Here is a 22,195-nt window from a genome sequence, read left to right as displayed (position 1 = left end):
CAAGAACTGGCCGGTTTCCCCTCAGTTCCCAGCCTCGACAGATGAATACCGTCAGTGACGTGCAGTAGTCGGTGGTATCCATCACTGCCATGGACCCAGATAACCGTTCCGTCTTTTGTTCTGTCGTCAACAAACCCTTCGTACAGGACATGGCCGTCAATGCTGACTGCAACCCGATGAGGGGGTACTACGTCCGGCCAGTCATTCCTGTTCGGCCGGAAAGCCGGGGTGTTATCCATGATTTCCTTCACGCTAGTGTGACCATCTACTGCGCTGGCTGGCATCGAGAGTTCTAATAAGGTCGGCCAGCTGCTGGAACGTCCCCGGGGTCAACGATCCCGCGGACTGCAGGTGATCGGCGGCGGTGACGGCAGCGTCGGGGAAGGCCCGCCACCGACGCCGATCATGCCCGTAGTGCGGCCTGCTTCGCATTGTCATCTGCCACGACCTGGGCAGCTGCGAGGCGGTTATGGACCCGGGAACCGAGCACGGCATAGACGGTCGCGCTGGTGAGGCCTCCTGCAAGCCAGGACAGGTCCAGGCCGCCCATGGCTTTCGCCACGGGTCCCTGGGTGGCAGGCAATAGGCCGTACATGAACAGCCAGGTCGCCACGAGCCCGGACGCCAGCGCGATCATTCCGGCCCAGTTGATGGCAGGGACCTTTGTGCTTCCGGCCGGATCGAAGAGGCGTTCTGTCCCCAGGGGCCTGCGGCGTTCAAGATAGTAGAAGTGGACGAGCATGATGGCGCCCCAGGAAGCAATCCACGCCACCAGGCCGATCAGCCAGGCATCAATGATGGCCGCGAAGTCGGTCTGGAAGATGAAGAAGATGACGACAATGAGAGCAAGGACGCCCACGACGAGGTTCAGGGTCCGCCGGGGGGTTCGAACGTCGCAGGCCTGAGTTGACACGGTGAAGGTATAGATGTTGAGGATGTTGGTGGCGACCGGGCCATGGAGGACCATGAACAGCACCGGGATGGCAAGGGCGCCGTAGTTATCGACGATCAGCTGGCCGGGGTCGATGCTTCCGCTTTTGGTTGCCAGGCTGGCGCCGAGGATGCCCAACCAGACCACGGGGATGAACTGGCCCAGAACGGACACCAGGTAGAGGCGCCTGGGTTTGACTTCCCGGCTGACGAAACGGGAGTAATCCGCCGCGTACGTGAACCAGGTGATGCCCCATCCGATGCCGATGGCGGTCATGACCGCGCTCATGGCGGTGATTCTTTCCATGCCGGTCAGAACGGCGCCCGCAGGGCCCTGGTATCCCCAGTCGATATCCATTCCGAACCAGGCGACCGCTGACATGGCAATCAGGACAAGGATTGTCGGCGGTACCGTCCACCGCTCGAAGGCTGCGATGGCCTTGTATCCGAAGTACGCAATGAGAACCTGCAGACCCATGATTGCCGCGGCCACCAGGATCTTCGCTGCGTAGTTCGGAGCTTCCGGATCCACCCAGCCCATCGACCCGAACAGTGCCATGACAAGGTCGAGAACAATCCAGGTGTTCACGGCGCACCAGCCGATGCCCAGGACAGCCTGGGTCATGGCCGGCAGGTAATTTCCTGTCCGGCCGAAGGCGGCGCGCCCCAGGACCATCCCCGTCGCCCCGGTCCGCTGCCCCAGAAGGACGAAGAACCCGAACAGGGTCATGCCGATCAGGTTCCCGGCCACCAGAACGATCACCGTGTCGCTGAAGCCCAGGCCAAGATGGATTCCCAGGGCGCCCAGCACCCAGTTAATAGGGGCCAGGTTGGCGCCGGCCCAGATCCAGAACTGCCCTGACACCTTCTTCGTTCGCAGGGATTCGGGAATGGGCTGCAGGTTCTGTTCAAGCTCGGAAACCGTACCGGGCGTTTCCGGGCGGCCTGAGTCAGCTGCTGCCGGTAAGAGCGGTGGGGCCGGGAACTCCGGCCGGGATTGTAGGTTCATGATCGCGTCTCTCCTTTGAGGGATCAGGGCCCCGGGTGGATTCCCTTCGGGGCCGGGCTATGCAGCTGTAATGAGGCTCATACAACAGGGACGAGCGACCTGCGGCCAATGGATGATCGTCCACACTTCGAACGGCCCCCCCGGGATGCGGGGTGAGGGCCGCGTCCGTCGATTCGGATCGTCCCGCCGGCACCCGGGGCCACAGAGCGAAGGGAACACGTCCCTCCGGTGTGGCCCCGAATGCGGCGTTTTTCAGCCGACCTGCACTGTTTGACGACGGTCATCGGACGCGGTTCCCGAGCCACCCGTCATCGATTCGACCAGCGCATCAATTTCCGCGAGGGCATCCGACAACGAATCCTCCACCCGTGTGTCCGAAAATTCGTCATATTCCACGGCGATGGTCGTAATTTCCGTCACGCCGATATAGGTCAGCGCGGTTGCCAGCGCCTTATCAACATGGTTCATGTGCTCGAGGCGGCCCTCGGGCCCATACCCGTAATCACCACGGGAGGTCAGAATGACGAGATGCTTTCCCGGCTCCAGCATGGGCCAGTAGGGATCGCCCTTTCTGCTCCGGTCAAACCCGAAGGTCAGCCCGACCCTCACAATATTGTCGACCCACGCCTTCAGCGTTGACGGAACCCCGAAGTTGTACATGGGAGCGCCGATCACCAGGACGTCCGCCCAGGTGAGTTCGCCGACCAGGAGGTCGCTTTCCTCCAGGACGGCTGACATTTCCGCGGACCGCTCCTGCGGGGCGGTAAACGCACCGGCGATCCAGTCTCCGGTCACCGGGGTCGGCGGATTCAGGGCAACATCGCGGTAAATCACCGCATCGTCGGGGACAGCCTCCCGCCAGCGGCTGATGAAACGCTCGGACAGGCGGCGGGTGTGTGAACCTCTAGCGTCGGTCTCGGGCCGTGAGGCCCGTGCGCTGGAGTCGATGTGGAGAAGGGTTGTCATATCTGCTTCCGTTACCTGGTGAAGGACCCGCCACCATGTGGTGAAGAGGCTGGGCCGCGGGGGAGTGCCGGCGGGCTGCGGCTTGGCCGCATGGATGGAACGCCGCCGCCGGGTGCCCAGCCTATGTGCTCCCACGCGGGCGCCCGCGTGTGGATTCCTCCACTCCTTGCCCCCGCCGGATGGACGTTGCTCCACTGGTCCCGGGAGACATGGCGTACTTGGATGGAGGTATGAAAGCCGAGACGACTCTCCACGACATTCTGATCCCTGCCCGGCATGCGCGGGCCATCCGCATGAAACGGGGCCAGGAAGTGACGATCACCGATGTTGCCGGAGGCCAGGTGGGGGATGTTTTCGCTTTCGCCGCCGATGACATCACCGAATATCACAGCGCCTCGCACACCCGGACGGGAATCAGCCGGTTGTTCCCGCACGTCGGCGAACAGTTCCTGACCAACAAACGGCGACCGATCCTTGCCCTGGTGGCCGACACCTCACCGTCGGGAACCCACGATATGCTGATCGCGGCGTGCGATGCGCAGCGGTACGCGGAGCTGGGGCATCCCGGGCACCGGTCCTGCGCCGCCAACCTCCAGGCGGCCCTGTCCGGCGCCGGTCTCGAAATGCCTTCCGTGCCCCAGCCCATCAACGTGTTCATGCGGATCCCGGCCGATACCGCAGGGGATCTCAGCTGGCTGCCGGCGGACACGAAGGCAGGGGACCACATCATCTTCAAAGCCCTCATGGACTGTGTGCTCGTGGTGTCGGCCTGCCCCCAGGACCTGACCGACATCAATAACGGCACCCCCACCGAACTCCATCTGAGCGTCAACCAAGGACAGTGACAGCCGAACCGATGGAACACAACGACAACAGGACACGGCCCGCTCCCGCCTGGACCCCGGGACCATCCGACTGGCGCCAGGGTGCGTCGGCCGTCTTTACCATGACCTTCGACGTTGACGCCGAAACACCGATCCTGGGCAGTGGAAAGTCCTACGCGGACAACCTCATGGTCATGTCGCACCAGTCCTACGGACCCGACGTCGGGGTTCCGCGGATCCTGAACATGCTCGATGAGCTGGACATTCAGGCAACCTTCTTCATTCCCGGGTGGGTGGCCGAACACAGGGCGGGCCTTGCCCCGACAATCATCGAGCGCGGACATGAGGTCGCTCATCATTCTTACAGCCACCAGGCGCCGACCTCCATGACGATGACCGAGGAGCGCGACGATTTCGAACGGGCCCTGGCCGTCTTCGATGCGCAGGGCATCGCCGTCACCGGATACCGGGCCGCGAACTGGTGCGCCAGCTGGCGCACCCCGGCCCTCGTCGCCGAATACGGGCTGACCTACGACTCGTCGCTGATGGGCGATGACCGGCCCTACACCATCTCCACCCCCGCCGGCCGGCTGGTCGAGCTGCCCGTGCACTGGTCCCTGGACGACTGGGAGCAATACGCGTTCCTGCCGGCGCCCGACATCGGCTCGATCATCCAGTCGCCCGCGAGGGCCGTGGAAGTATGGAGGGCCGAACTCGATGGCATGCGGCACTTCGGCGGGCTCTTCAACCTCTGCGCGCACCCGTTTCTTTCCGGCCGGCCGGGCCGGCTGCTTGCACTGCGCGGGCTGATTGAGTACGCCCAGGACTGCGGAGATGTCACCTTCGCCACCTGCGCTGCGACGGCGGAGCTCGTGCTGAAGGACGAGCACACCGCCGAGCGCACCCTCACCAAGCTCTCCGACGCGGCGTTGGAGAGCTTCCCGGGCTGACTCCCGGTCAGCTCATCGCGTCGGCTTCCAACGCAAGGAACAGATCGACCCGGTCGGCGAAGTTGCTCATGTCCCTGCCGGTCAGTGAACCGATCCGGTCCAAACGGTTCCGCAGGGTATTCACATGCAGGAAGAGGGCCTCCGCTGTGGAAGCCCAGTGACCGTTACGGTTCAGGAACTCCCGCAGGGTCGCCTCCAGCTCGGTCCCGCGCATCAGATCATGCTGCCTGATCGCGGCGAGTTCCTCAGCTGCGAACCGGCTCAGGGTCGCATCACGCTGCAAGGCCAGCAACATCGAATGTGTTCCCAAGCTGGCCGCGGTAGCGGTCAACGCCCCTGCCTTCCTGCGCTTAAGTACATTTGCCGCGGCGCGCGCCCGGATCAATTGCTCCTTCAGCAGGCCCACACCCTCACCGGGCTCACCCACCCCGACGACCAGTTTCCTTCTCGGGTGGGCCCTGGCCAGTTCGGCCCGCAGGGACTCAGCGAACTCCAGCAAAGATTCCAGCCCGCGGCTCCACGAGGTGATGACCACAATGTCCTGGCTTCCGCCGGCAACCACCGGCAGCAACCTGCTGCTCCTGACCAACGCCTCGATATCGGAGTCCAGATCGGAGGGCAACGGGGCATCGGCCAAGGCAAACACCAGCAGGGCGAGAGTGCCCTCCGGGTCGATGCCGAAGGCGCGCAACCGGTCCGGCACCTCCGCCACCCGCGCGGAGCCTGACAGGATCATCTCCAGCAGTTCCCCGGAAAAGCGGGACTCCGCAGCCCGTATTGCCTGTCTCTGGGCGACATCAAGGTTGAGGAAACGCGCCCCCTGATTCAAGGCAACCTGCTCTTCGACCGTCAGCAGGTGATGCGGTCGCAGGCAGAATAGGCCCGCCTCGACCTCCCCGACGGCATCAACGATGAGGAACAAGGACGCCGGATCCGGCCATATTCCTTCCGCCTCCAGCGGAGGCGGCCTCCTGGCCAGCACTTTCGCGGCAGCTTCAAGCTGCGCCGGCGGCAGCGCGTCCCCGCTGCCGGCAAGCTCGGTTCCCCGCCGATCGATGAGCACCAGGGGAAACCCGAACTCGCGGGCCAGGACCTCCAATACACCGGAGGCTCCTCCGCCCTGGGACATCACCGAGGTAAGAGCGTCCCCGCGCCGAAGCGCCTTCAGGAGCGATTCCTGCTGAATCTCGCCCTGGACGCGGGCCGCAGCCTGGGTCAGGGCGGCAAACGGAACATCAACGGGCACGCTCAGCAGGGGCAGGCCGGCCAGCCCGCAGGCCCGCATCAGATCCTCAGGCACCGTCCGGGTGAGAACCGTCAGACCAAAGACGACGCCGGCTGCACCCGCTGCGGCCACGGCCCGCACAAAGTCCTCAGACGATGTCTGCTCCAGCCACAAACCATTGGTGAGAACAAGCTCGGTCGGCCGGATATATCTGGAGGGATCAGGCAGCTCCGTCACATGAAGCCACGCGATCTCCGCCGCTAAGGCGTTCTTATCCCCCAGAAGGACGTCCAGGCGGAGCGTTTCGTCCTCACATAAGGCGGCGATGGACAGGCTGCGGGGATGACCGGGGCGTAGATCGCGTTGCACAAGGTTCCACCTTTCGGTGACTGATCGGTTCTAGCGGGCGTGGACTCCGGGGCGGCGGCATGCAGGTGAGGCGCTGGGCAATCGGAGGGGGTCGGGCAGGGAACACCGCAGGACGCTGCGGCCCCCGACGTTCGGGAACCGACCCTCCAGTGCGGGTCCTCCACCCGGGACGCCCGTCCGGAAGCACAGGACCGGGGGTGCGGGCCGCGGCTCACGGCGGGAACCCTGCGCTTCCTGCGGGCTGAAACGGTGCATGACGGGCATTGATGGCTCCTTCGGTCCATCCTGCCAGTTCCAGCAGCGACCCGTCGGATCCCTCCGGCATGGACACCAGCAAGCCTGTGGAGGCGGCACCGGAGTCGGATACTAGAGGAAGGCTGATGCCGCAGGTGCCCAGATAGCTCAGCAGCATGGTGGTGCGAAGTGTCAGCGCGTTGGCCGCGTCATACAGGGCGGGGTCAGCGGCCAGGGCCGCGATCGCCGGAGGGAGGTGCCTCACCGTGGGACACAGCAGCGCCGCGCCGGCCAGCTCGCGGGAAAACTGCCGTCGAAGCGGCCCCATCTGCCGGTACACCACCGCCACCGCATCCTGGTCGGCAATGCCGCGCACCAGTCGCCGCCGGGTAGCAGCCTCAATCTGTCCGGACTGCAGATCAGCCTCATGGAGCAGGAAAGCCTCCGCGCCGACAATGGTCCCATGGCGGTCCATCAGATCCTGCGCCACCCGCATCGAGGGCAGGGGGCGCATCTCAATGTTCATGCCGGCGCGCCGAAGGTCCCGGACGGCCCTGGTGAAAAGCCGGTACACCTCCGGGGAGCACTCATCAATCCACTCGCCCTCCGGAATGACCGCACGCAGGACAGGTTGCTCGGAGCCGAGATGATACGGGTACCAAGCGAGCAGCGAATCTAGGGCGCTGACATCTTCCGTAGATCGGGCTATGATACCAACACTGTCCAGAGTCCTGGACAACGGCTCGAAATCGGCCGGGCCATATCGTGCGCTGCTGGCCTTGAACCCCACCAGCCCGCAGAAGGCCGCAGGAATACGGATAGAACCGGAAGTGTCGGTGCCGACAGCCAGGGGCGAGACTCCGGCAGCGACGGCTACCGCCGCACCCGATGACGATCCGCCTGGGACAAGGGCTTCTGTGCCACTGTTCGGATTTCTAGGTGTACCAAAGTACTGATTAATGCCAAGCCCGGAGAAAGCGAATTCGCTGAGGTTTGTTTTACCGACTGTCACTAGGCCCATGCTCCGTGCGCGCCGCACCACCCAGCTGTCAGCAACCGCAGGTGGAGTCGCCATTCGGCTCTCTGAGCCAGCCGTTGTGACTTCGTCCTCGACGTCAAAGACGTCCTTCCAAGTGATGGGAACCCCGTCCAAAGAACTGAGCGCCTCCCCTCTGGCCCGTCGGGAGTCGCTGAGCAAGGCATCTGTCACGGCGCGCTCTTCTGTAAGAACTGTCAGGGCAGCCTCGGCCGCGTCCGATCCCGCTTTAGCGATCGACTCGTCAACCAACCGTCGTGAAGTGGAGATGCGGGATTCCAATGTAGCGGACATCATGGTGGCCCCCAGCAGCGGTGTCGAAGTCACAGGTCCGCCTCCTTGCTGCTCTGTAGAAGCGATGTGCGAACGTCGGAACGGCCCGTTCCGGAGGTCTCAGCAAGGGATTTTCCTCTGGTTTCCTGGCCGAGAATCAGAGTCACTATGAGTCCAACGACGTTAGCTGCGGCGAGGAGGTACATGACCCCGCTGAGACCCACATTGAGCAGGATCAGTGGAAGGATGAACGCGCTTACCGCAGATCCAATCCGGCTGATAGCTACCGCCGTGAGTGGCTCGCCAGCGGAGAGAATGGCGAGCTTCTTGAGGAACGCATTCAGATACGCGTCATCGATCAAGGCCGCTGTTGTGGTTGACATGGGAACGGGCTCTTTCAGGAGTGGTGAATGATTGAACGCACCCGCGGCTGTCACTCCGGGGTAGTGAAGATCGGACCAGTGTAAGCAAACTGGTTGGCCACGCGGCCCAGCGGATCTAAGGCGGGAATGTTGATTTTATCGTCGGGCATCAGTACTTTCTGGGCGACATGGAACACCACTATTTTCCCGACAATTAGGCGGTCGCTGCCGGGTTGGAAAATATCGTGAAGGACACACTCCATACTGATGAGCGCTTCTTTGACTCTCGGCGGCCGAACACGATGAGACGGAAGCGGGGTCACTCCTGCCTGCGCGAACTCGTCGATCTCTGCAGGAAACGGTCTGCTGCTGACCTCGACCGCCCACGCCATACCGGAAGAAGGAAGGTTCACCACAAACTCGCCAGTTTTCGCGATGTTTTCAGCGCTGTCCTTGAGGAAGCCTCCCTCCTTGTATTCCATGCTCAGGAGGAGCATCGGCGGGCTGGAGGATACAACTGTGAAAAAGCTAAAAGGGGAGAGGTTGTTGACGCCTGTGTCACTGATGGTGGACGTCCAAGCGATGGGTCGTGGGACAACAGCGCCGGTGAGAAGCCTAAATAGCTCCTCGGCGGACAGATCAGCAGCTTCCATCGAGCGCACGGCGAGATCCGTCTCAGCTGCAGGACCCATGGTCGTCACGGCGCCAACGGTCCTTGAGCCTCGACCGTGATCTCCTTCGTCTCCTGAAGCGACCCCATTCACAGGAACAAGGTCCTTTGGGCAGGCTGAATAATCACTAGGAGATCCTCCAGCGCTTTGAGGAGGATGAAGCATCCCGGTGTGTTCACGGGAGGCGCGAAACCAATGTCGCCTCCGGCGGTCCACGGCACATTCTTGAACACGTTTAACGGGTCGGGCGCGAATCCAAGGTCCACCATGGCTTCATCTGCCAAGGAGGTCGGGAAGTTTTCGGTGCAGTTGTCATGGTGGCCGACGTGGCCGAGCATCTCATAGCGGGATGTGTCGCAGGCAGAAACGAGAGTGTCGTGGACACCGCCAGAGGTATCCTCCGAGAGCTCGGCCAGAGGTCGGCAGCTGTTGCTGTATAGGTCCCCGACCTTCGAGAAGGGCCGACCGGTCGCAGCGCGCGTATGTCCCATGGATGCCCATTCCTGCGTCTTTGGAGACACGACCCATGTGTCGGCTACTTGGCGGCCGTGAGGGCTAGTAATTTTCACGGACGCCGCTGTCGGCACGCGAAACGACGATCCGGATCGGGCCTGAACTGTTTGCATGTCACGCCTTTTGCTAGTCGGCAACTAACTCGATTACGCAATCGATTGCGTACGTGTGAGATTGAATTTATCGCAAACCATTGCGTCTGTCAACGAGAGAATTTGTAATTCACCGGGCATGTGTGTCTGTCATCTGAGATGATCAGTGACGTGTCTGAGAAATCAACCGAGGAACTAAAGCGAAGCGGACGGCAGCGTGTCACGCTCCGGACAGTGGCAGAAGTCGCGGGCGTCCATGTGTCCACTGTTTCAAGGGCTTTGCGCACTCAGGTCAATCCCGCCATGCATGACGCGCCCAGCGCCACCATCACAGGACACATCATCGAAGTTGCAGAGCGGCTGGGCTATCGGCCGGACCCCTATGCGGCGAGCCTAAGGACACAACGCACGATGTCGATCGGGGTGCTTGTCCCACGACTATCGGATGTTGTTTTAGCGACCATATACGAGGGCATAGAACAGTTCGCCGCTACTCGCGGCTACCAGGTTGCGGTGGCAAACACCTATGACGATCCCGAACGGCACCAAAAGTATCTGGGTCTCATGTCCAGCCGACGCGTGGATGGCCTGATTCTGGCCGACGTGCGGATGGATGCGGCACCAAGTCTTCCCGCCGACATCCCCACTATCCTTGTCAACCGCCGCTGTCCGGACCTCGTCTCCGTCTCCGGTGCTGATGTTGTAGGCGGGGGACTGGTGGCGTCGCATTTTGCAGACCTGGGACATCGGTACGTGGGTGTCATAGCCGGCACTCGCTGGGCCAGCACGAGCATCGACAGGGTCGCCGGATTCCGAGACACCCTCAGTCTCAGAGGGATCAGCGTGCCGGACTCAGCCGTTGTTTCTTCATCCTTCGATGTGGAGGGCGGCCGCGAAGCTGCTAGAAAACTCCTCGCCCTGGAGCCACGTCCCACGGCCGTCTTTGCCGTCAACGATTATGCCGCCATTGGGGCCATGGGGGAAATGCGGGACCAAGGGTTAATGCCCGGGGTGGATATAACTGTTGTGGGCTACAACGACATCAATATTGCCCGCGAACTACTCTGCTCCTTGAGCAGCGTCGACAATTCTGTGATCAACATGGGTCGCATTGCAGGCCAGACCCTCATTGAGATGCTGGCGGGACAGCCGGTGGCATCAACTCTAATCACACCCCACCTCAATGCCAGGCAGTCGAGCGGCCCTCCACGCCGATAGCGTGATGAACTGCGGCGCTGGACAGCTCCTCGCGAGGGACATGGTGAGATCTGTCCTTCCAGGGTTCAGCCACAGATGGGTGCAGGATTGGACCGGAACGGTGCCGCCTCAGCACGGATATGGATACCGCAACGGCCAAGAGTCAGGCCTCTATCTAAGGGTGTGGAAGTACTTCCACTTGTGCTGCCACGGAGCTCTCGGCCGCACGCCACGCCGATGGGCCGGCTAGGCAAGCTGAGGCTGCCCTGCGGACAATGGCGGTCATGTTAAGGGCTGAGCCCTGGAAGATTGCGGCAAAGATACCCGGTCCGTCGTTCAACTTCCTCGAATCCTGCCGGGACGCCCGTTACTGAGGAACCCCCGGAGGATCGCCTGAATCTCCGCTCTGGCACGATGCAACCTCTCGATGCTGACCGTGAGGTCTGCATCGATCGCCCTCAGCGCCCCGGACGACGAATTGCCATCGAGGGCCACTTCGTCGATCTGATCGAGCGGGACGCCGAGATCCCAAGGCGGCGTATTTCAGAAGACGAACGAGGTGCTTAACCTGGTACTGCTTGTAGCCATCGGACATCCTGTCCGGCTGCTCGAAAAGTCCAACCCGATGATAGTGATGAACGGTGTGCACCGTCGTCCCGGCCATCTCGCGATTCCTGGAGTGCTCCAGGCCACGCTCGTCAGTCCTTCTTCTTTCATTGCCACCGGTTCAGTCGCGACTCGCCTGCTATGTGTCAGTCGACCCTCCAGAAGGGAACCCCATGTTCCCACCACACAGTCAAGACGCAGAGACAACCCTCCTGCTGAACTGCAACGGAGGCGGTGCCGGGCAGACCGGAAGTTGTCAAGGTGAATGGGGCCAGTGGGAGTTAGGCGGCTGCTTCTGTCTGGGTTTCCTGGGATGGTTTGTTGATCCATGCCGCGCCGGGGACGGTGAGTATTTTTGGGTCCGTTTCGGTGCTGAATCGTTCGGGATTCTTCCGCCGTGCGGCGGCCAAAGTGATGGAGCGTTCGGTGGCCTTCGTCGCGGCAAGACCGTAGTGGACGTCTGCCGGGGTGTTTAGTCCGATTCCGGTATGGCGGTGGCTGTGGTTGTATCCTTCGACAAAAGTCGCCATGAAGGCCCTCGCATCGGCCAGGGAGCCGAATCGTTCAGGGAACACGGGAGCGAATTTCAAGGTCTTGAACCACGCCTCGCTGTAGGGGTTGTCATTGGATACGCGGGGCCTGGAGTGTGACCTGGTGACTTCCAGATCGGAGAGCAGTACAGCTACGGTCTTGGACGTCATAGAAGTCCCGCGGTCCGCGTGCACGATTTCCGGGATGCCGTGGATACCGAAGATTCCCTTCATCATCTCCACCGCCAACTCCCCGGATTCGTGGGCATGGACGTATGCGCCCACGATGTAGCGGGAGTAAATATCGAGCATCACGTAGGCATCGAAGTACTTACCCCTGACCGGGCCGGCAAGCTTGGTAATGTCCCAGCTGTAGACCTGCCCGGGGCCAGCCGCTGTCAATTCCGGAACGGTCCTGGGCGGATGGCGTGCCTGCCGGCGGCGCTCTTTGACCTGCTTATTCTCAGTCAATATCCGGTAGATCGTTGAGATTGAGCACAGGTAGGTCCCCTCGTCCAGCAGCTGCGCGTAGATCTGGACCGGGGCTAGATCCACGAAGCGGGCAGAGTTCACGGCAGCGAGGATACCGGCGCGTTCGTCCGGGTCGAGCTTGTTTGCCGGGACAGACACGGGCATCGGCCCGGCCTGCGGGATCCGCGGGCTGCGGGTTGCGGTCGCCCGCGGTATCCCGGCCAAGACCGCCGCTTCCCGCGTGGGGATATGCGCACCTGTGAGTTCGGCATAAACCCCCATCAGGGTTTCCTGTACCACTGCTGCTCCTCGCTTTCGGAGATTTCCTCCAAAAGCTGCCGTGCTTTTCCCATGATGTCCAACGCTGCCCGAGTCCGTGCCAGCGTGCGTTCATTCACCTCCAGTTGCCGGCGTAGACGGGCGATTTCGGCCTGCTCAGCGGTAAGCTTGCCGATCTTCTCCCCGGGCTTCCTACCCTCGAGCACACCTGCATCACGGAGTTTGCGCCACTCAGTGATCTGGGAGGAATAGATGCCCTCACGACGAAGGTACGCCCCGCCTCCGGAGCCATCGTCACAGGCCTGTTGGTAAGCGGCCAGATGGGCTAGTTTCTGCGCCGGGGTAAACGACCTTCGAGGCCTTGGACCGCCGGCACGAGGGCCAGAATTACTCATGGACCCATCTTCCCGCACCCGGGAAATTGTGGAGATAGACATTGGTTCTGATCCTGATTCTCGCCCTACGAATTAGACGGACTTGCTATGAGCCACTGGCCTCAACTCACCCTGACACGTAGGGGACCGGACGATAGCGGTGCCTACGATAAGTCCATGATGTCAGACGCCCAGAACCTGGCTTCCGTCACTAGCCCAAAATTCCGACAAGCCCAGTTGCAAGCGACGAAATAACGACGATCCACACCATGATCGCGATCGCCTGCCAGAAGAGGACCCGCTCCTTCCTAACGCCCGACGCCGCAAGGAACGTAGCGGTGAGTTGCGTGGGAGGGGCGAGCGGGGCGAGGAGACTGTCGCCCCGCACCCCGAAGCGTGAGAGTCAGCCCTTCAGGCGCACTGTCCCTTAGCGCGCTGCGCTGACAGAGCAGCGGATGCAGCAGAGTCTGTCGACTCGTTATCGCCGCCACCTCGGCCGGTTACAACCTTCTCGCGGACGCGGACGCGGACGCGGACGCGGACGCGGAAGCTGACGGTGACGACAGTGAGCACGCTCAAAAAGTTGCCGATTATCGCCGAGACCGCCGCCATCACCGGATTGATCCCGATGAGATTGCGGATAGCGGCGGCCCCCTCGCCCTCGATGTTCGGGATCATCCCGACCACTGCGACACCCAACGGCTGCACGTTATCTGGGACCTGTTGAGCCCGCTCCCTGCATGCCCTCATACGGATTGTTCATCATGTCCTCCTTGGAATGCACGACGGCGAGCGTGGATTCATCCACCCTCCTCACGCTTCTACGGCGGCGCCGATTGCGCTCTGCCACGGCGTGATTCAACGTGCTGACACCAGTGAACAGGCTGTTCTGACACCAGGGTCGAAGCCCCTGGGTGAGTCGTCGGCCACGCCGCTTGCTGGGGTGTCCCTATCTCTCCCTGTCGCCTAGCCGTACAGCTACCGTCCTCAACCCTGTGCCGAGGATATGGCGGTTCCTACTGCGTACCCGGTGCCATCACCACAGGAACCCGACTCCTGCTCCTCGCCGGACCGGTGACAGTGACACCCGCCGGTCCTCCGACCCCAACGGGTCTGGCGGGTCAGGTCCACTCTGCGCTTCGCAATGCCCTAGGGGTCGACGGCCCCGGCGCACGCAGACTCGGCCGATCGGCATCGAGGAGTCTTCTTCAAGTACACCTTGACGCTCTCGAGCTAATTAGCGTAGCTTACAGCTATACCATTTAGCTATTAGGAGGAAGTCGTGACTCAGCACCTCACTCTTGATGAAGGAACTATTGCCTACGACCTCAACGGCGAAGGTCCACTCGTGGTGCTCGCCCACGGGATGGGCGACAGTCGGCGGTCGTACCGGTTCGTCGTACCGGCTCTCGTCTCTCTTGGCTACCGCGTTGCGAATGTGGACCTCCGGGGTTGCGGGGAGTCGAGCACCGGTTGGTCGGGCTACAGCCGCACCGACATCGCTGGCGACCTCATTGCCCTCGTGCGCCATCTCGGCGGCCCGGCCGTTATAGTCGGCCAGTCAATCAGCGGCGGCGCGGCGACGATCGCGGCGGCCCTGGCCCCCGAGCTATTCGTGGGGCTCGTCGAAATCGCGCCCTTCACCCGCGCGCAGTCGGTCGACCTGGGCGGACTCCTCCGTAGCAAGCGCCACCGAACAGGCACGGTCCAGCTGGCGAAGGTCATGATGAGCGGCAGCCTGAAAGGCTGGCTGGCGTACCTCGACCTGGCAATTCCGGCCAAACCTGTCGACTGGCACGATGAGCGTGCCCGGATTGTGACCGCGATGAGTCGACCCGAGCGGATGAGCGTTCTGAAGGCGATGACGAGGACAAGCCCTGCTGATGCCGGCGCCCACCTTGCGAACGTACGGTGCCCCGTACTCATAGTGGAAGGCGGCGCCGACCCTGATTGGGCTGACCCAAAGGCGGAAGGTGAGCGCATTCTTGCTGATTTCCCCGGCGGGCTCGGCGAGCTCACAGTCATTGAAAACGCCGGCCATTACCCGCACACCGAGACCCCCGACAAACTCGTCGAGCTGATCCTGCCATTCCTCAGTAAAGTCTTCGCCCCGCCCAGAAAAACTGGCAATGCCTAGGTTTGGGCTGGATGTCGCTACGGTTATCGCAGCCGGCGCGGACCTTGCCGACGAGGTCGGGTTGGACGGACTTACTATGAGCTTCGTGGCCGAACGCCTCGGAGTAAGGCCCCCCTCGCTCTACAAACATGTCGACAGCCTCGCCGCCCTCACCCATGGGATAGCCATCCTCGGTGCTAACGAGATAGGCGACACGCTCAGGGACGCCATGCAGGGTGTTGCTGGGCGGGATGCCCTGACGGCGGCGGCGCAATCCCTCCGCCGCTACGTCAAGCAGCACCCTGGCCGGTACGCCGCAACGACCGGGGCCCGCCCAACCGGCCCCGACGACCCCCTCATCCCAGCTCTCGAACGCACCCTCGCATCCTTCGAAGCAGTACTCCACGGTTACCGGCTCGATAAAGCCGACACGATTCATGCGCTGCGGATGCTTCGTAGCATTCTTCACGGCTTCGCCACCCTAGATGCCTCAAACGCGTTTCAGATCGATACCAACGTCGACGACAGTTTCTCGTGGATGATTGATTTCATCGACCACGGACTGCGTGCGCGGGTAACCGCATGAACGTCCCGATACGCGGGAGCGTTCCTAGTGAGAACAGAGTTCTAGATATAAGAACGGAGTCCGCCACAGCGCGACGAATACCACATGCATACGCTTGGAGTACTGAATGAATCCCGCCGAGGAACTTCTCAGCAAGGTCAATGGTCTCGCCACCAGGTCCCTGAGGTGAAAGTTCCCTTCGGACTGGGTTTGCTCATGCTGGCTTTCGCTACACTTACTCGAACTTGGACCCTTGATGCGACTGTCTCAGCGGACTACTTTTCGTCCATTGGAGTACTCGGCCTTATCTTGGCGGTGGTGGCTGCCGTGAGCCACATACGGCGACGACGCGGCACAGGACGGCAGGAGAAGGCGGTATGAACACTACGCTGATTCAGCGGGTAGAAAACGCTGCGGTTGCGGTGGCCATAATCCTTGCGATGATCGCTTACGGGCAACCCTGGTGGCTGCTTCTCGCCGCATTCCTCGTTTTCGACCTTTCGGCGCTGGGCTATCTAGGAGGCTCCCGTTGTGGTGCTGTCACTTACAACCTGGTCCATAATTACACCGGTCCGGCAATCGTGCTGTCGCTCTACATTGCCCTGGTTCTCGTGGATTACCGTGTGACCTGGCTCTCGACCCTCGCCGCGTGCTGGGCCTTTCATGTCGCGGTCGATCGGGCGCTCGGGTACGGCCTCAAGTTGGAGGACTTCACGCACACGCATTTGGGCCGGATCGGGCGGACGCCAGCCGATGCTGACCGGTGAACCGATCCATCAGAAAGTTGAGCAGGGGAGCGTTACCAATGACTGAGACTAACGGAACCGTTGAACAGTGAAGTGCTCACCGGCGTCGGCTGCGTAACCGACGCGGCAGGCTGACCCGTCAAGGACGGCACCGGCCTCGCAACCGTTTCCGGTCTCTGGGTGGCGGGTAACGTGGCCGATCCGCGGGCACAGATCATCACCGCAGCCGCCATGGCGTTCAATGCCAATCTGGTTGAGGCCGACATCCACGACGCCGTCCACGCTTTCAACCTAGGCTTCTAACTTGCAACCCCCATACCTCCGTACCTTGTCCCACCTTCCAACAGAACAACCTCTAGACACTCCAGGAGTAACAATGACCGCACCCGGCGCGACCCACCGTCCGGCCCCACCCACCAAACACCAACTCGCAATGATGATCTGGTTAGCCGTGTTTCCCACGCTGACCATCATCAACTACTCTCGGACCCTGGTTGGACCCCTGCACCCGTTGCTGGGCACCTTCGTCTTGGCTACCATCGCCGTTCCCATCGTGATCTACGGCATCATGCCCCACCTTCACCTTCTCCGCGGCCGCCTCCTCACCCGAGGGCATCAGAGAGCCTGATTGCTGAGAAGAAGGCCTAAACCGCGTTAACAGTCCGGGCGGCCATCTTTGGCCCGCCGCAGCGGGCTATATGTTCGAATAAGGGAAGGTACCCGCGTGACGCAGGACGGAAATAATGATCAGTACCTTAAGGTCCTGCGATCAGTGGCTGACTGCCTCTGTAATGCCGCAGCGGCGTTCAAACAGGATTGTCAGGACTTGGCGTTGGACAGGGACGACCTTGACGCATGTTCCCCTGGCAGAGAGAAGCATCCTCGGCTGTCCCAATCGGAAGAAACCGATGAGTGAAGCGGGAAACGACTTGTCAGGCTTCTGCTCCTGCGACTTGGAAACTCGCTTTGGCCATCCATATCGCTGGGTCTCCCAGCGGTTCGAAACCGAACCGGCGGTAGAGGCCATGCGCGTCAGCGGTTGCCAAGAGAATTCGGGTCAGGCCGAGACCGTCGAGGGTCGCGCACGTCCCACCTACAAGCGCCGTGCCCACACCAATGCCCCTAACCGCCCGTTCTACGTATACGTCGCACAGCCAGGCGAAAGTAGCACCATCTGTTACTACCCGCGCGTATGCCACTTGCGTGCCAGAATCCGCCCTGTATATTCCAAAATTCCGCGAGCCATCCATGGCCGCGTCCTGCTGGCTTCGAGATCGGGTGGTAGCCCAGTAGCTATCACCGTTGAGCCACTCATAAACCCGGCTTCGGTCCACCCTCTCGGCATCTGAAGAAAACTCAAAATCCTTTGGAGCGAAAATGGGAACGTAATTGTTCACGTTTATTATCTGGCTCGTCATCGATGGGCGTGGGATCTGCCCTACTCGTTTGCTCAACTATTTCGCACTATCCTTCAGTATTGTCGAACCATCAGTCGGACTGGCCGGAGGCCTCGGGATCTGTTAGAAATGGTTCATTCGATCGCCCCTTCGCAGAGGCAGCGATCGACAGTAGCCTTGGCCGTCATACCCATGGATTGGCCCCTCAGGTCGCCGCAGCGGGACACCCGGATGCATCTCGGTGTCCAGCTAGCACACGTGTGAGCTGTGCAATGGCGGGGTCCCGGTGGGCGGCCCGACTCACCTCCGCTACCCCCGGGGTGTAGGCGATGGACAAAATCCCGGCGGGTCCGTATCGGGGACTTGGCAACCACAGGAAGCCTGCCGCCCACGGGTTGAGGAAGATTACTTTTTTTCGATCTCATGCGTGACTCCCAAAAGATAACCAGTTAACCCTTACGGCTTCACTTATAGTGTAAGCACACTACTTAGACGTTGTAAGCTTGTCAATTCAGGTAACGGGAAGAGGAGAACACGATGCCCCAGAAGGTGCCCGATGTGGACCGCCGGATCAGATTGAGCCGGGACCGGGTGCTCGAGGCGGCCATTGCATTGGCTGACGAGGGTGGTATCGAACGGCTCACGATGCGCCGGCTCGGGGAAGAGCTGGGTGTGGAGGCCATGTCCCTCTACAACCACGTCGCCAATAAAGAGGACTTGCTCAACGGTATGATTGACGCGCTTTTCGCGGAAATTGTGCTTCCCCCGCATGACTAGCCGTGGAAGGCCGCCCTACGGAAGCGGTCTGTTTCGGTTCGTGAGGTGCTTCTCAGCCACCCATGGGCGAACGGGCTGATGGATTCGGGATCTAGCCCGGAGTTTTCATCGTGATTGGGCTGAGCGTGCGTGGTTAACAGGTGAAAGGTGCTCCTGACGTGGGAAAATGTAGTTACCACACAACATTTCGACCACAAAGAAGGAGCACCTTTCAGGTGACGATTCTACCCTCTGTTTTCCCGTCGCTGCCGGTGGCTTTCACCGGCCAGTCGCTGATCTCCCACGCCGGGACGCAGCTGGTATCCAGTTTCATTGACGCCCTGGGATTCCGGGAACTCTGCGAGGACCGTTTAGGCCAATTCACCCCCGCCGGGGCGAGGCATCGTCCCGGGACGCTCCTGGGCCAGCTGGCGTTGATGCTCGCCGCTGGCGGTGAGCACGTTTCGGACCTGGATATGTTCCGCACCCAGGCCGGCGTTTTCGGGACGGTGGCCTCGAACGCGACGGTCTCTCGGTTCTTCGACCGGACCGCAGCGAACCCGGATGCTTTTGCCCACGGAGCTCAAACCCTGACCCGCTTGCTGCGGACAAGGGTGTGGGACGCTGCCGGTGAACACAGTCCGGGAGCCCGCGCCACCCCCGCCGATCCGGTGATCATCGACCTCGATGCCACCCTCGTGGCCTCGCACTCCGATAAGGAACGAGTGGCTGGGGACTACAAGGGTGGCTACGGGTTCGCACCGTTCACCGCCAGTATCGATTACGGCACCAAGCACGGCAACGGGGAGATCCTCGCCTGCCTGCTCAGACCAGGCAACGCCGGCGCGAACAACGCCGATGACCACATCGAGGTGTTTACCACCGCCGTCAATCAACTCCCCGACGGGTTCTTCCACCCGGACGGCACCTTGAACGGTAAGAACATCCTGGTCCGTACAGACAGCGCTGGCGCGTCGAGGAAATTCCTTTGGCATCTTCACCACGCCGGAGCCCAATTCTCTGTGTCCTACCCAGTCCCAGCCGGGAAAGCTCACATGGTCGATTGGATCAGCGACAAGCAATACTGGGAACCAGCCCTGGACGCTGAAGGCAACGACCGCACCGATGCGTGGGTGATCAACGCCACCGACGTCATCACGTTGAAGGACTACCCACCCGGGACGAACATCTACCTCCGGGCCGAACCCTTGCACCCCGGTGCGCAGCCCACCCTCTTAGACATCGACGGGCACCGGATCACCGCGTTCCTCACCAACTCACCGCGATGGCGCGGGCCCTTCCTAGACGCCCGGCACCGCGGTCGTGGACGGTGTGAAAACCGGATCAAAACCCTCAAGAACACCGGCCTGGGTAAGCTGCCATTCGCCTCTTTCACCGCCAACCAGGCCTGGGCCACCATCTCCGCTCTGGCCTCAAACCTGATTTCCTGGCTGCAGCTCAGCACCATCCCGGCCACCCACAGGGCCCGGTTCTGGGACGTCAAACGCTTCCGCTACCGTCTCTTCGCCACGGCCGGTAAACTCACCCGCCACGGCAGAAAAACTACACTCCTGCTACCCGAATTGGCACCCGAGAAAAACCTCATCATCACCATCAACGACGCCATCACAAGCTTGGCCGAGCGACAACCCGAGGCCGCCCTCCGCTGACGTCACGGGGCAGTCAAAAAGCACATCGAGACAGGAAGAACACACCAACCGGCAGTGGAACCGGCGCCCACCCCGGCGACCAACGGGAACACCTCAAAACGCCCAAATCGGCATCCACCCAACCATCAACACCAAACCCAATCACCCCAAACCGATCACAAATCCCATGAAAAATCCGGGCTAGTCCCGGTCCGGCGACTCTGCGGCACCACGACCGGGTCTTGGGTACTTTCCGGAACGGCGGGTTTTCTTTGACCATGACGGCCCATGCGGTCTCCGCGCTGGATAGTTATGTCTACGGATTCGCCAAGCAGGAAAAAGCTTTGCCGTTCGATACCGGGGAACAGGCCGCGGCGATGGCGCAAATGATGCTCGCCCAACTATCCACCGCCGATTACCCGTACCTTTTCGAACTGATGTCCAAGCACGTGCTTCAGCCCAGTTACAGCTACTCAGAAGAGTTCGTTTTTGGCCTCGACCTGGTCCTGAACGCACTGGAGAAAGCACGCAACGAGGATGCGGCACGTAGTTCGGAGAGCATCAAACCAGTTGAGTAGCGTCGGCGCTGATGCTATGCCGCAGATGCAGTTCCTGTAACGCGTATCCGGCCCTCAAACGGAATCTCAACCGCGAGCAACGAAGGCCGGCCCGTTTCCGCGCCCTGCTCAATGTTGATGACGGCTGGGAGCTCTAATTGCCCGCCTGCGCGCAGATAAGCGCCGAGGCCCGCTGCGGCCGAGCCTGTGGCGGAATCCTCCCGTATTCCGCCACGGGGGAACGGATTGCGAGAAACAAACCGCTCGGGGGAGCCGCGGTGCACGACTGGAACAGTGCCATTCCAGTTGTTGCGAATCTGAAGCTCGAGAACCGCTTCGTGATCATGATCGAGTGAAGCTAGGACCCCCGGTCCCACGAAGACGATGGGATGAGGGTTGGCACCGCGCACAAAAGCTGGCGGCAGGGCGGGATCAAGATCGTCGCGCGACAAGCGGAGCGCCGCAAGCAAAAGATCCAGCAGTTCGTCGCTGAGCGGCGCGATGACCGTATCCACAGCAGTCAGGGTCGCTGAATCAGGTTCGACCTCTACGAGCACCTCACCCGCGTTCGTACTGAAGGCAACGATAGGCCCCGCTCCCCGGTGAGAAAGGGCAACACCCGAGGCAATAGTCGCATGCCCGCAGAAGGGAATCTCGTCAAGAGGCGTGAAGTAACGGACCCGCGCTGATGTAGAGGTGATTTCGGTAAGAAACGCAGTTTCGCTGTGGCCTAGGTCAGCGGCAATGCTCAGCATGTCCTCCCAAGAGAGTGTTTCAGCATCTAGAACGACCCCGGCCAAATTGCCGGAGTGCGGATTCGAATCCGGCGTTGTGAAGGCGCGATAGGTGAGTATTTCCATACGCTAAGTCTAAGGGCCGAGCATCTCCTAGTTAGTGGCCATTTCGGCTGTGGTGGTACCCCCATTTTCCCATGTCGGCTCCCACAAGATCAGCGAGCTAGAGACGACGCCATCGATCGGTCTAACCCAGCTATTCATTTCCATTGGAACCTTGCTGCAGATTGCCTACGGCGAGGTATTTTCGTTGGCTACGACCGTGCTACCACCTCTATACATGCCCAACTGGCGCGGTTCCAGACATATCACGGCATCATTGATGCACTACGACCGTCACAGTTATTGCTTACTCGGTTCGCGTCATGCCATCGACGATGTCCACCGCGATGCGATTCTGGGCGAAGGGCACCCGATCACTGGATTCACGGCTCACTTACCAAACGTACGTCCAACCGAAGAGGGGCCGTACGAGTAGCCGACCTCGAGCTCAAGTATCCCGATCGGAGGCGGTGCGTGACTAAATACTGGACTAGTATAGGGGCCAAAAGTGCTGTAGGCGTGGCGGGGGCAACCGCCGGAAGCGTCAGCTCGCACCCTCAAGTTCGCTTTCGATATCCTCCTCCCGGGAAACCAGCTTTGGTGAATATTGTTAATCTAGGGCGAAGGTCCGTAGGATTCGATCACAATCACTCTGACACAGT

The 22,195-nt window shown here is 61.3% G+C and carries 23 protein-coding genes and 1 pseudogene; 10 read left to right on the top strand and 14 right to left on the bottom strand.

The features are described from left to right. Nucleotides 1-403: 403 nt before the first annotated feature. Both H4V95_RS10255 and H4V95_RS10250 read right to left on the bottom strand, forming a co-directional pair. On the bottom strand, nt 404-1,939 hold the full coding sequence (locus tag H4V95_RS10255; RefSeq protein WP_209730253.1) for a cytosine permease: 1,536 nt from the start codon (nt 1,937-1,939) through the stop codon (nt 404-406). A 252-nt stretch (nt 1,940-2,191) separates the two neighbouring features. Further along, nucleotides 2,192-2,905, bottom strand: a complete 714-nt coding sequence (locus H4V95_RS10250; protein WP_209730251.1) for an FMN-dependent NADH-azoreductase — start codon at nt 2,903-2,905, stop codon at nt 2,192-2,194. A 230-nt stretch (nt 2,906-3,135) separates the two neighbouring features. Here H4V95_RS10250 and H4V95_RS10245 point away from each other — a divergent pair, with 230 nt between their 5' ends. Both H4V95_RS10245 and H4V95_RS10240 read left to right on the top strand, forming a co-directional pair. After that, nucleotides 3,136-3,750: a DUF1989 domain-containing protein gene (locus H4V95_RS10245; RefSeq protein ID WP_209730249.1), complete on the top strand. Its 615-nt coding sequence runs from the start codon at nt 3,136-3,138 to the stop codon at nt 3,748-3,750. Then, nucleotides 3,747-4,679 (top strand): polysaccharide deacetylase, encoded by a 933-nt coding sequence (locus H4V95_RS10240; RefSeq protein ID WP_209730247.1) that lies wholly within the window; start codon nt 3,747-3,749, stop codon nt 4,677-4,679. The genes H4V95_RS10245 and H4V95_RS10240 overlap by 4 nt, the downstream gene beginning before the upstream one ends. Nucleotides 4,680-4,686: 7 nt before the next feature. On the opposite strand, the gene H4V95_RS10235 is transcribed toward H4V95_RS10240, so the two are convergent. The 5 genes from H4V95_RS10235 to H4V95_RS10215 form a co-directional block, all read right to left on the bottom strand. Then, complete coding sequence (locus H4V95_RS10235) at nt 4,687-6,273, bottom strand: PucR family transcriptional regulator (RefSeq protein WP_209730245.1); 1,587 nt, start codon at nt 6,271-6,273, stop codon at nt 4,687-4,689. Between the two features lie 211 nt (nt 6,274-6,484). Beyond that, nucleotides 6,485-7,870: an amidase family protein gene (locus tag H4V95_RS10230; protein WP_209730243.1), complete on the bottom strand. Its 1,386-nt coding sequence runs from the start codon at nt 7,868-7,870 to the stop codon at nt 6,485-6,487. Next, nucleotides 7,867-8,199, bottom strand: coding sequence for a hypothetical protein (locus tag H4V95_RS10225; protein WP_209730241.1), 333 nt, complete (start codon nt 8,197-8,199; stop codon nt 7,867-7,869). Before H4V95_RS10225 ends, H4V95_RS10230 begins: the two co-directional genes overlap by 4 nt. Nucleotides 8,200-8,249: 50 nt before the next feature. Continuing rightward, nucleotides 8,250-8,870: a flavin reductase family protein gene (locus tag H4V95_RS10220; RefSeq protein WP_245346084.1), complete on the bottom strand. Its 621-nt coding sequence runs from the start codon at nt 8,868-8,870 to the stop codon at nt 8,250-8,252. A gap of 68 nt (nt 8,871-8,938) precedes the next feature. Next, nucleotides 8,939-9,475, bottom strand: a complete 537-nt coding sequence (locus H4V95_RS10215; RefSeq protein ID WP_209730237.1) for an urea carboxylase-associated family protein — start codon at nt 9,473-9,475, stop codon at nt 8,939-8,941. Between the two features lie 213 nt (nt 9,476-9,688). Between H4V95_RS10215 and H4V95_RS10210 the strand changes: the two genes are divergently transcribed. Further along, nucleotides 9,689-10,672 carry a LacI family DNA-binding transcriptional regulator gene (locus tag H4V95_RS10210; protein WP_209730235.1) on the top strand — a complete coding sequence of 328 codons (984 nt, stop codon included), beginning with the start codon at nt 9,689-9,691 and terminating at the stop codon, nt 10,670-10,672. A 346-nt stretch (nt 10,673-11,018) separates the two neighbouring features. Here the strand turns inward: H4V95_RS10210 and H4V95_RS18940 are convergent, their stop codons facing one another. The 4 genes and pseudogenes from H4V95_RS18940 to H4V95_RS18360 form a co-directional block, all read right to left on the bottom strand. Then, nucleotides 11,019-11,315, bottom strand: a complete 297-nt coding sequence (locus H4V95_RS18940; RefSeq protein WP_395939834.1) for a MerR family transcriptional regulator — start codon at nt 11,313-11,315, stop codon at nt 11,019-11,021. A gap of 223 nt (nt 11,316-11,538) precedes the next feature. Beyond that, nucleotides 11,539-12,932 (bottom strand): annotated as a pseudogene (locus H4V95_RS10205) (IS3 family transposase). A gap of 190 nt (nt 12,933-13,122) precedes the next feature. After that, on the bottom strand, nt 13,123-13,299 hold the full coding sequence (locus tag H4V95_RS18365; protein ID WP_245345653.1) for a hypothetical protein: 177 nt from the start codon (nt 13,297-13,299) through the stop codon (nt 13,123-13,125). Between the two features lie 23 nt (nt 13,300-13,322). Then, a complete protein-coding gene (locus H4V95_RS18360) occupies nt 13,323-13,661 on the bottom strand; it encodes a hypothetical protein (RefSeq protein ID WP_245345652.1) in 339 nt (112 codons plus the stop codon). A gap of 532 nt (nt 13,662-14,193) precedes the next feature. Here H4V95_RS18360 and H4V95_RS10195 point away from each other — a divergent pair. The 3 genes from H4V95_RS10195 (at nt 14,194) to H4V95_RS10185 (ending at nt 16,359) form a co-directional block, all read left to right on the top strand. Continuing rightward, nucleotides 14,194-15,048, top strand: coding sequence for an alpha/beta fold hydrolase (locus H4V95_RS10195; RefSeq protein WP_209730233.1), 855 nt, complete (start codon nt 14,194-14,196; stop codon nt 15,046-15,048). Further along, complete coding sequence (locus H4V95_RS10190; RefSeq protein WP_209730231.1) at nt 15,041-15,613, top strand: TetR/AcrR family transcriptional regulator; 573 nt, start codon at nt 15,041-15,043, stop codon at nt 15,611-15,613. The genes H4V95_RS10195 and H4V95_RS10190 overlap by 8 nt, the downstream gene beginning before the upstream one ends. A 356-nt stretch (nt 15,614-15,969) precedes the next feature. After that, on the top strand, nt 15,970-16,359 hold the full coding sequence (locus H4V95_RS10185) for a DUF4260 family protein (protein WP_209730229.1): 390 nt from the start codon (nt 15,970-15,972) through the stop codon (nt 16,357-16,359). Between the two features lie 48 nt (nt 16,360-16,407). Here the strand turns inward: H4V95_RS10185 and H4V95_RS10180 are convergent, their stop codons facing one another. Then, entirely contained in the window at nt 16,408-16,620 is a 213-nt protein-coding gene (locus H4V95_RS10180) for a hypothetical protein (protein WP_209730227.1), read from the bottom strand. A 94-nt stretch (nt 16,621-16,714) separates the two neighbouring features. Between H4V95_RS10180 and H4V95_RS10175 the strand changes: the two genes are divergently transcribed. Further along, nucleotides 16,715-16,966, top strand: coding sequence for a hypothetical protein (locus H4V95_RS10175; protein ID WP_209730226.1), 252 nt, complete (start codon nt 16,715-16,717; stop codon nt 16,964-16,966). Nucleotides 16,967-17,270: 304 nt separating this feature from the next. On the opposite strand, the gene H4V95_RS10170 is transcribed toward H4V95_RS10175, so the two are convergent. Then, nucleotides 17,271-17,756, bottom strand: coding sequence for a GNAT family N-acetyltransferase (locus H4V95_RS10170; protein ID WP_209730224.1), 486 nt, complete (start codon nt 17,754-17,756; stop codon nt 17,271-17,273). A 516-nt stretch (nt 17,757-18,272) separates the two neighbouring features. Between H4V95_RS10170 and H4V95_RS10165 the strand changes: the two genes are divergently transcribed. The 3 genes from H4V95_RS10165 (at nt 18,273) to H4V95_RS10155 (ending at nt 20,718) form a co-directional block, all read left to right on the top strand. After that, nucleotides 18,273-18,512, top strand: a complete 240-nt coding sequence (locus tag H4V95_RS10165; RefSeq protein WP_209730222.1) for a TetR family transcriptional regulator — start codon at nt 18,273-18,275, stop codon at nt 18,510-18,512. A 215-nt stretch (nt 18,513-18,727) separates the two neighbouring features. Continuing rightward, entirely contained in the window at nt 18,728-20,161 is a 1,434-nt protein-coding gene (locus tag H4V95_RS10160; protein WP_209730220.1) for an IS1380 family transposase, read from the top strand. Between the two features lie 173 nt (nt 20,162-20,334). Beyond that, nucleotides 20,335-20,718 (top strand): TetR/AcrR family transcriptional regulator C-terminal domain-containing protein, encoded by a 384-nt coding sequence (locus H4V95_RS10155; protein WP_209731340.1) that lies wholly within the window; start codon nt 20,335-20,337, stop codon nt 20,716-20,718. A gap of 14 nt (nt 20,719-20,732) precedes the next feature. Here the strand turns inward: H4V95_RS10155 and H4V95_RS10150 are convergent, their stop codons facing one another. Next, the gene (locus tag H4V95_RS10150; protein WP_209730218.1) at nt 20,733-21,557 is read right to left on the bottom strand and encodes a PhzF family phenazine biosynthesis protein; all 825 of its coding nucleotides are present in this window, start codon (nt 21,555-21,557) and stop codon (nt 20,733-20,735) included. Nucleotides 21,558-22,195: the final 638 nt, after the last annotated feature.

The organism is Arthrobacter sp. CAN_C5, assembly GCF_017875735.1.
Lineage (GTDB): Bacteria > Actinomycetota > Actinomycetes > Actinomycetales > Micrococcaceae > Arthrobacter_D.
Note: the sequence above shows the minus strand (reverse complement) of the source record. Positions and strands in the feature narration are given on the sequence as shown.

What these genes read in the sequence shown, in the direction of transcription:
- H4V95_RS10175 (WP_209730226.1), top strand. Translation starts at nt 16,715, where the DNA reads ATGACCGCACCCGGCGCGACCCACCGTCCGGCCCCACCCACCAAACAC.
- H4V95_RS10190 (WP_209730231.1), top strand. Translation starts at nt 15,041, where the DNA reads ATGCCTAGGTTTGGGCTGGATGTCGCTACGGTTATCGCAGCCGGCGCG.
- H4V95_RS10250 (WP_209730251.1), bottom strand. Translation starts at nt 2,905, where the DNA reads ATGACAACCCTTCTCCACATCGACTCCAGCGCACGGGCCTCACGGCCC.
- H4V95_RS10215 (WP_209730237.1), bottom strand. Translation starts at nt 9,475, where the DNA reads ATGCAAACAGTTCAGGCCCGATCCGGATCGTCGTTTCGCGTGCCGACA.
- H4V95_RS10185 (WP_209730229.1), top strand. Translation starts at nt 15,970, where the DNA reads ATGAACACTACGCTGATTCAGCGGGTAGAAAACGCTGCGGTTGCGGTG.
- H4V95_RS10220 (WP_245346084.1), bottom strand. Translation starts at nt 8,870, where the DNA reads ATGGGTCCTGCAGCTGAGACGGATCTCGCCGTGCGCTCGATGGAAGCT.
- H4V95_RS18940 (WP_395939834.1), bottom strand. Translation starts at nt 11,315, where the DNA reads ATGGCCGGGACGACGGTGCACACCGTTCATCACTATCATCGGGTTGGA.
- H4V95_RS10245 (WP_209730249.1), top strand. Translation starts at nt 3,136, where the DNA reads ATGAAAGCCGAGACGACTCTCCACGACATTCTGATCCCTGCCCGGCAT.
- H4V95_RS10170 (WP_209730224.1), bottom strand. Translation starts at nt 17,756, where the DNA reads ATGACGAGCCAGATAATAAACGTGAACAATTACGTTCCCATTTTCGCT.
- H4V95_RS10255 (WP_209730253.1), bottom strand. Translation starts at nt 1,939, where the DNA reads ATGAACCTACAATCCCGGCCGGAGTTCCCGGCCCCACCGCTCTTACCG.
- H4V95_RS10150 (WP_209730218.1), bottom strand. Translation starts at nt 21,557, where the DNA reads ATGGAAATACTCACCTATCGCGCCTTCACAACGCCGGATTCGAATCCG.
- H4V95_RS10225 (WP_209730241.1), bottom strand. Translation starts at nt 8,199, where the DNA reads ATGTCAACCACAACAGCGGCCTTGATCGATGACGCGTATCTGAATGCG.
- H4V95_RS18360 (WP_245345652.1), bottom strand. Translation starts at nt 13,661, where the DNA reads ATGAGGGCATGCAGGGAGCGGGCTCAACAGGTCCCAGATAACGTGCAG.
- H4V95_RS10165 (WP_209730222.1), top strand. Translation starts at nt 18,273, where the DNA reads ATGCCCCAGAAGGTGCCCGATGTGGACCGCCGGATCAGATTGAGCCGG.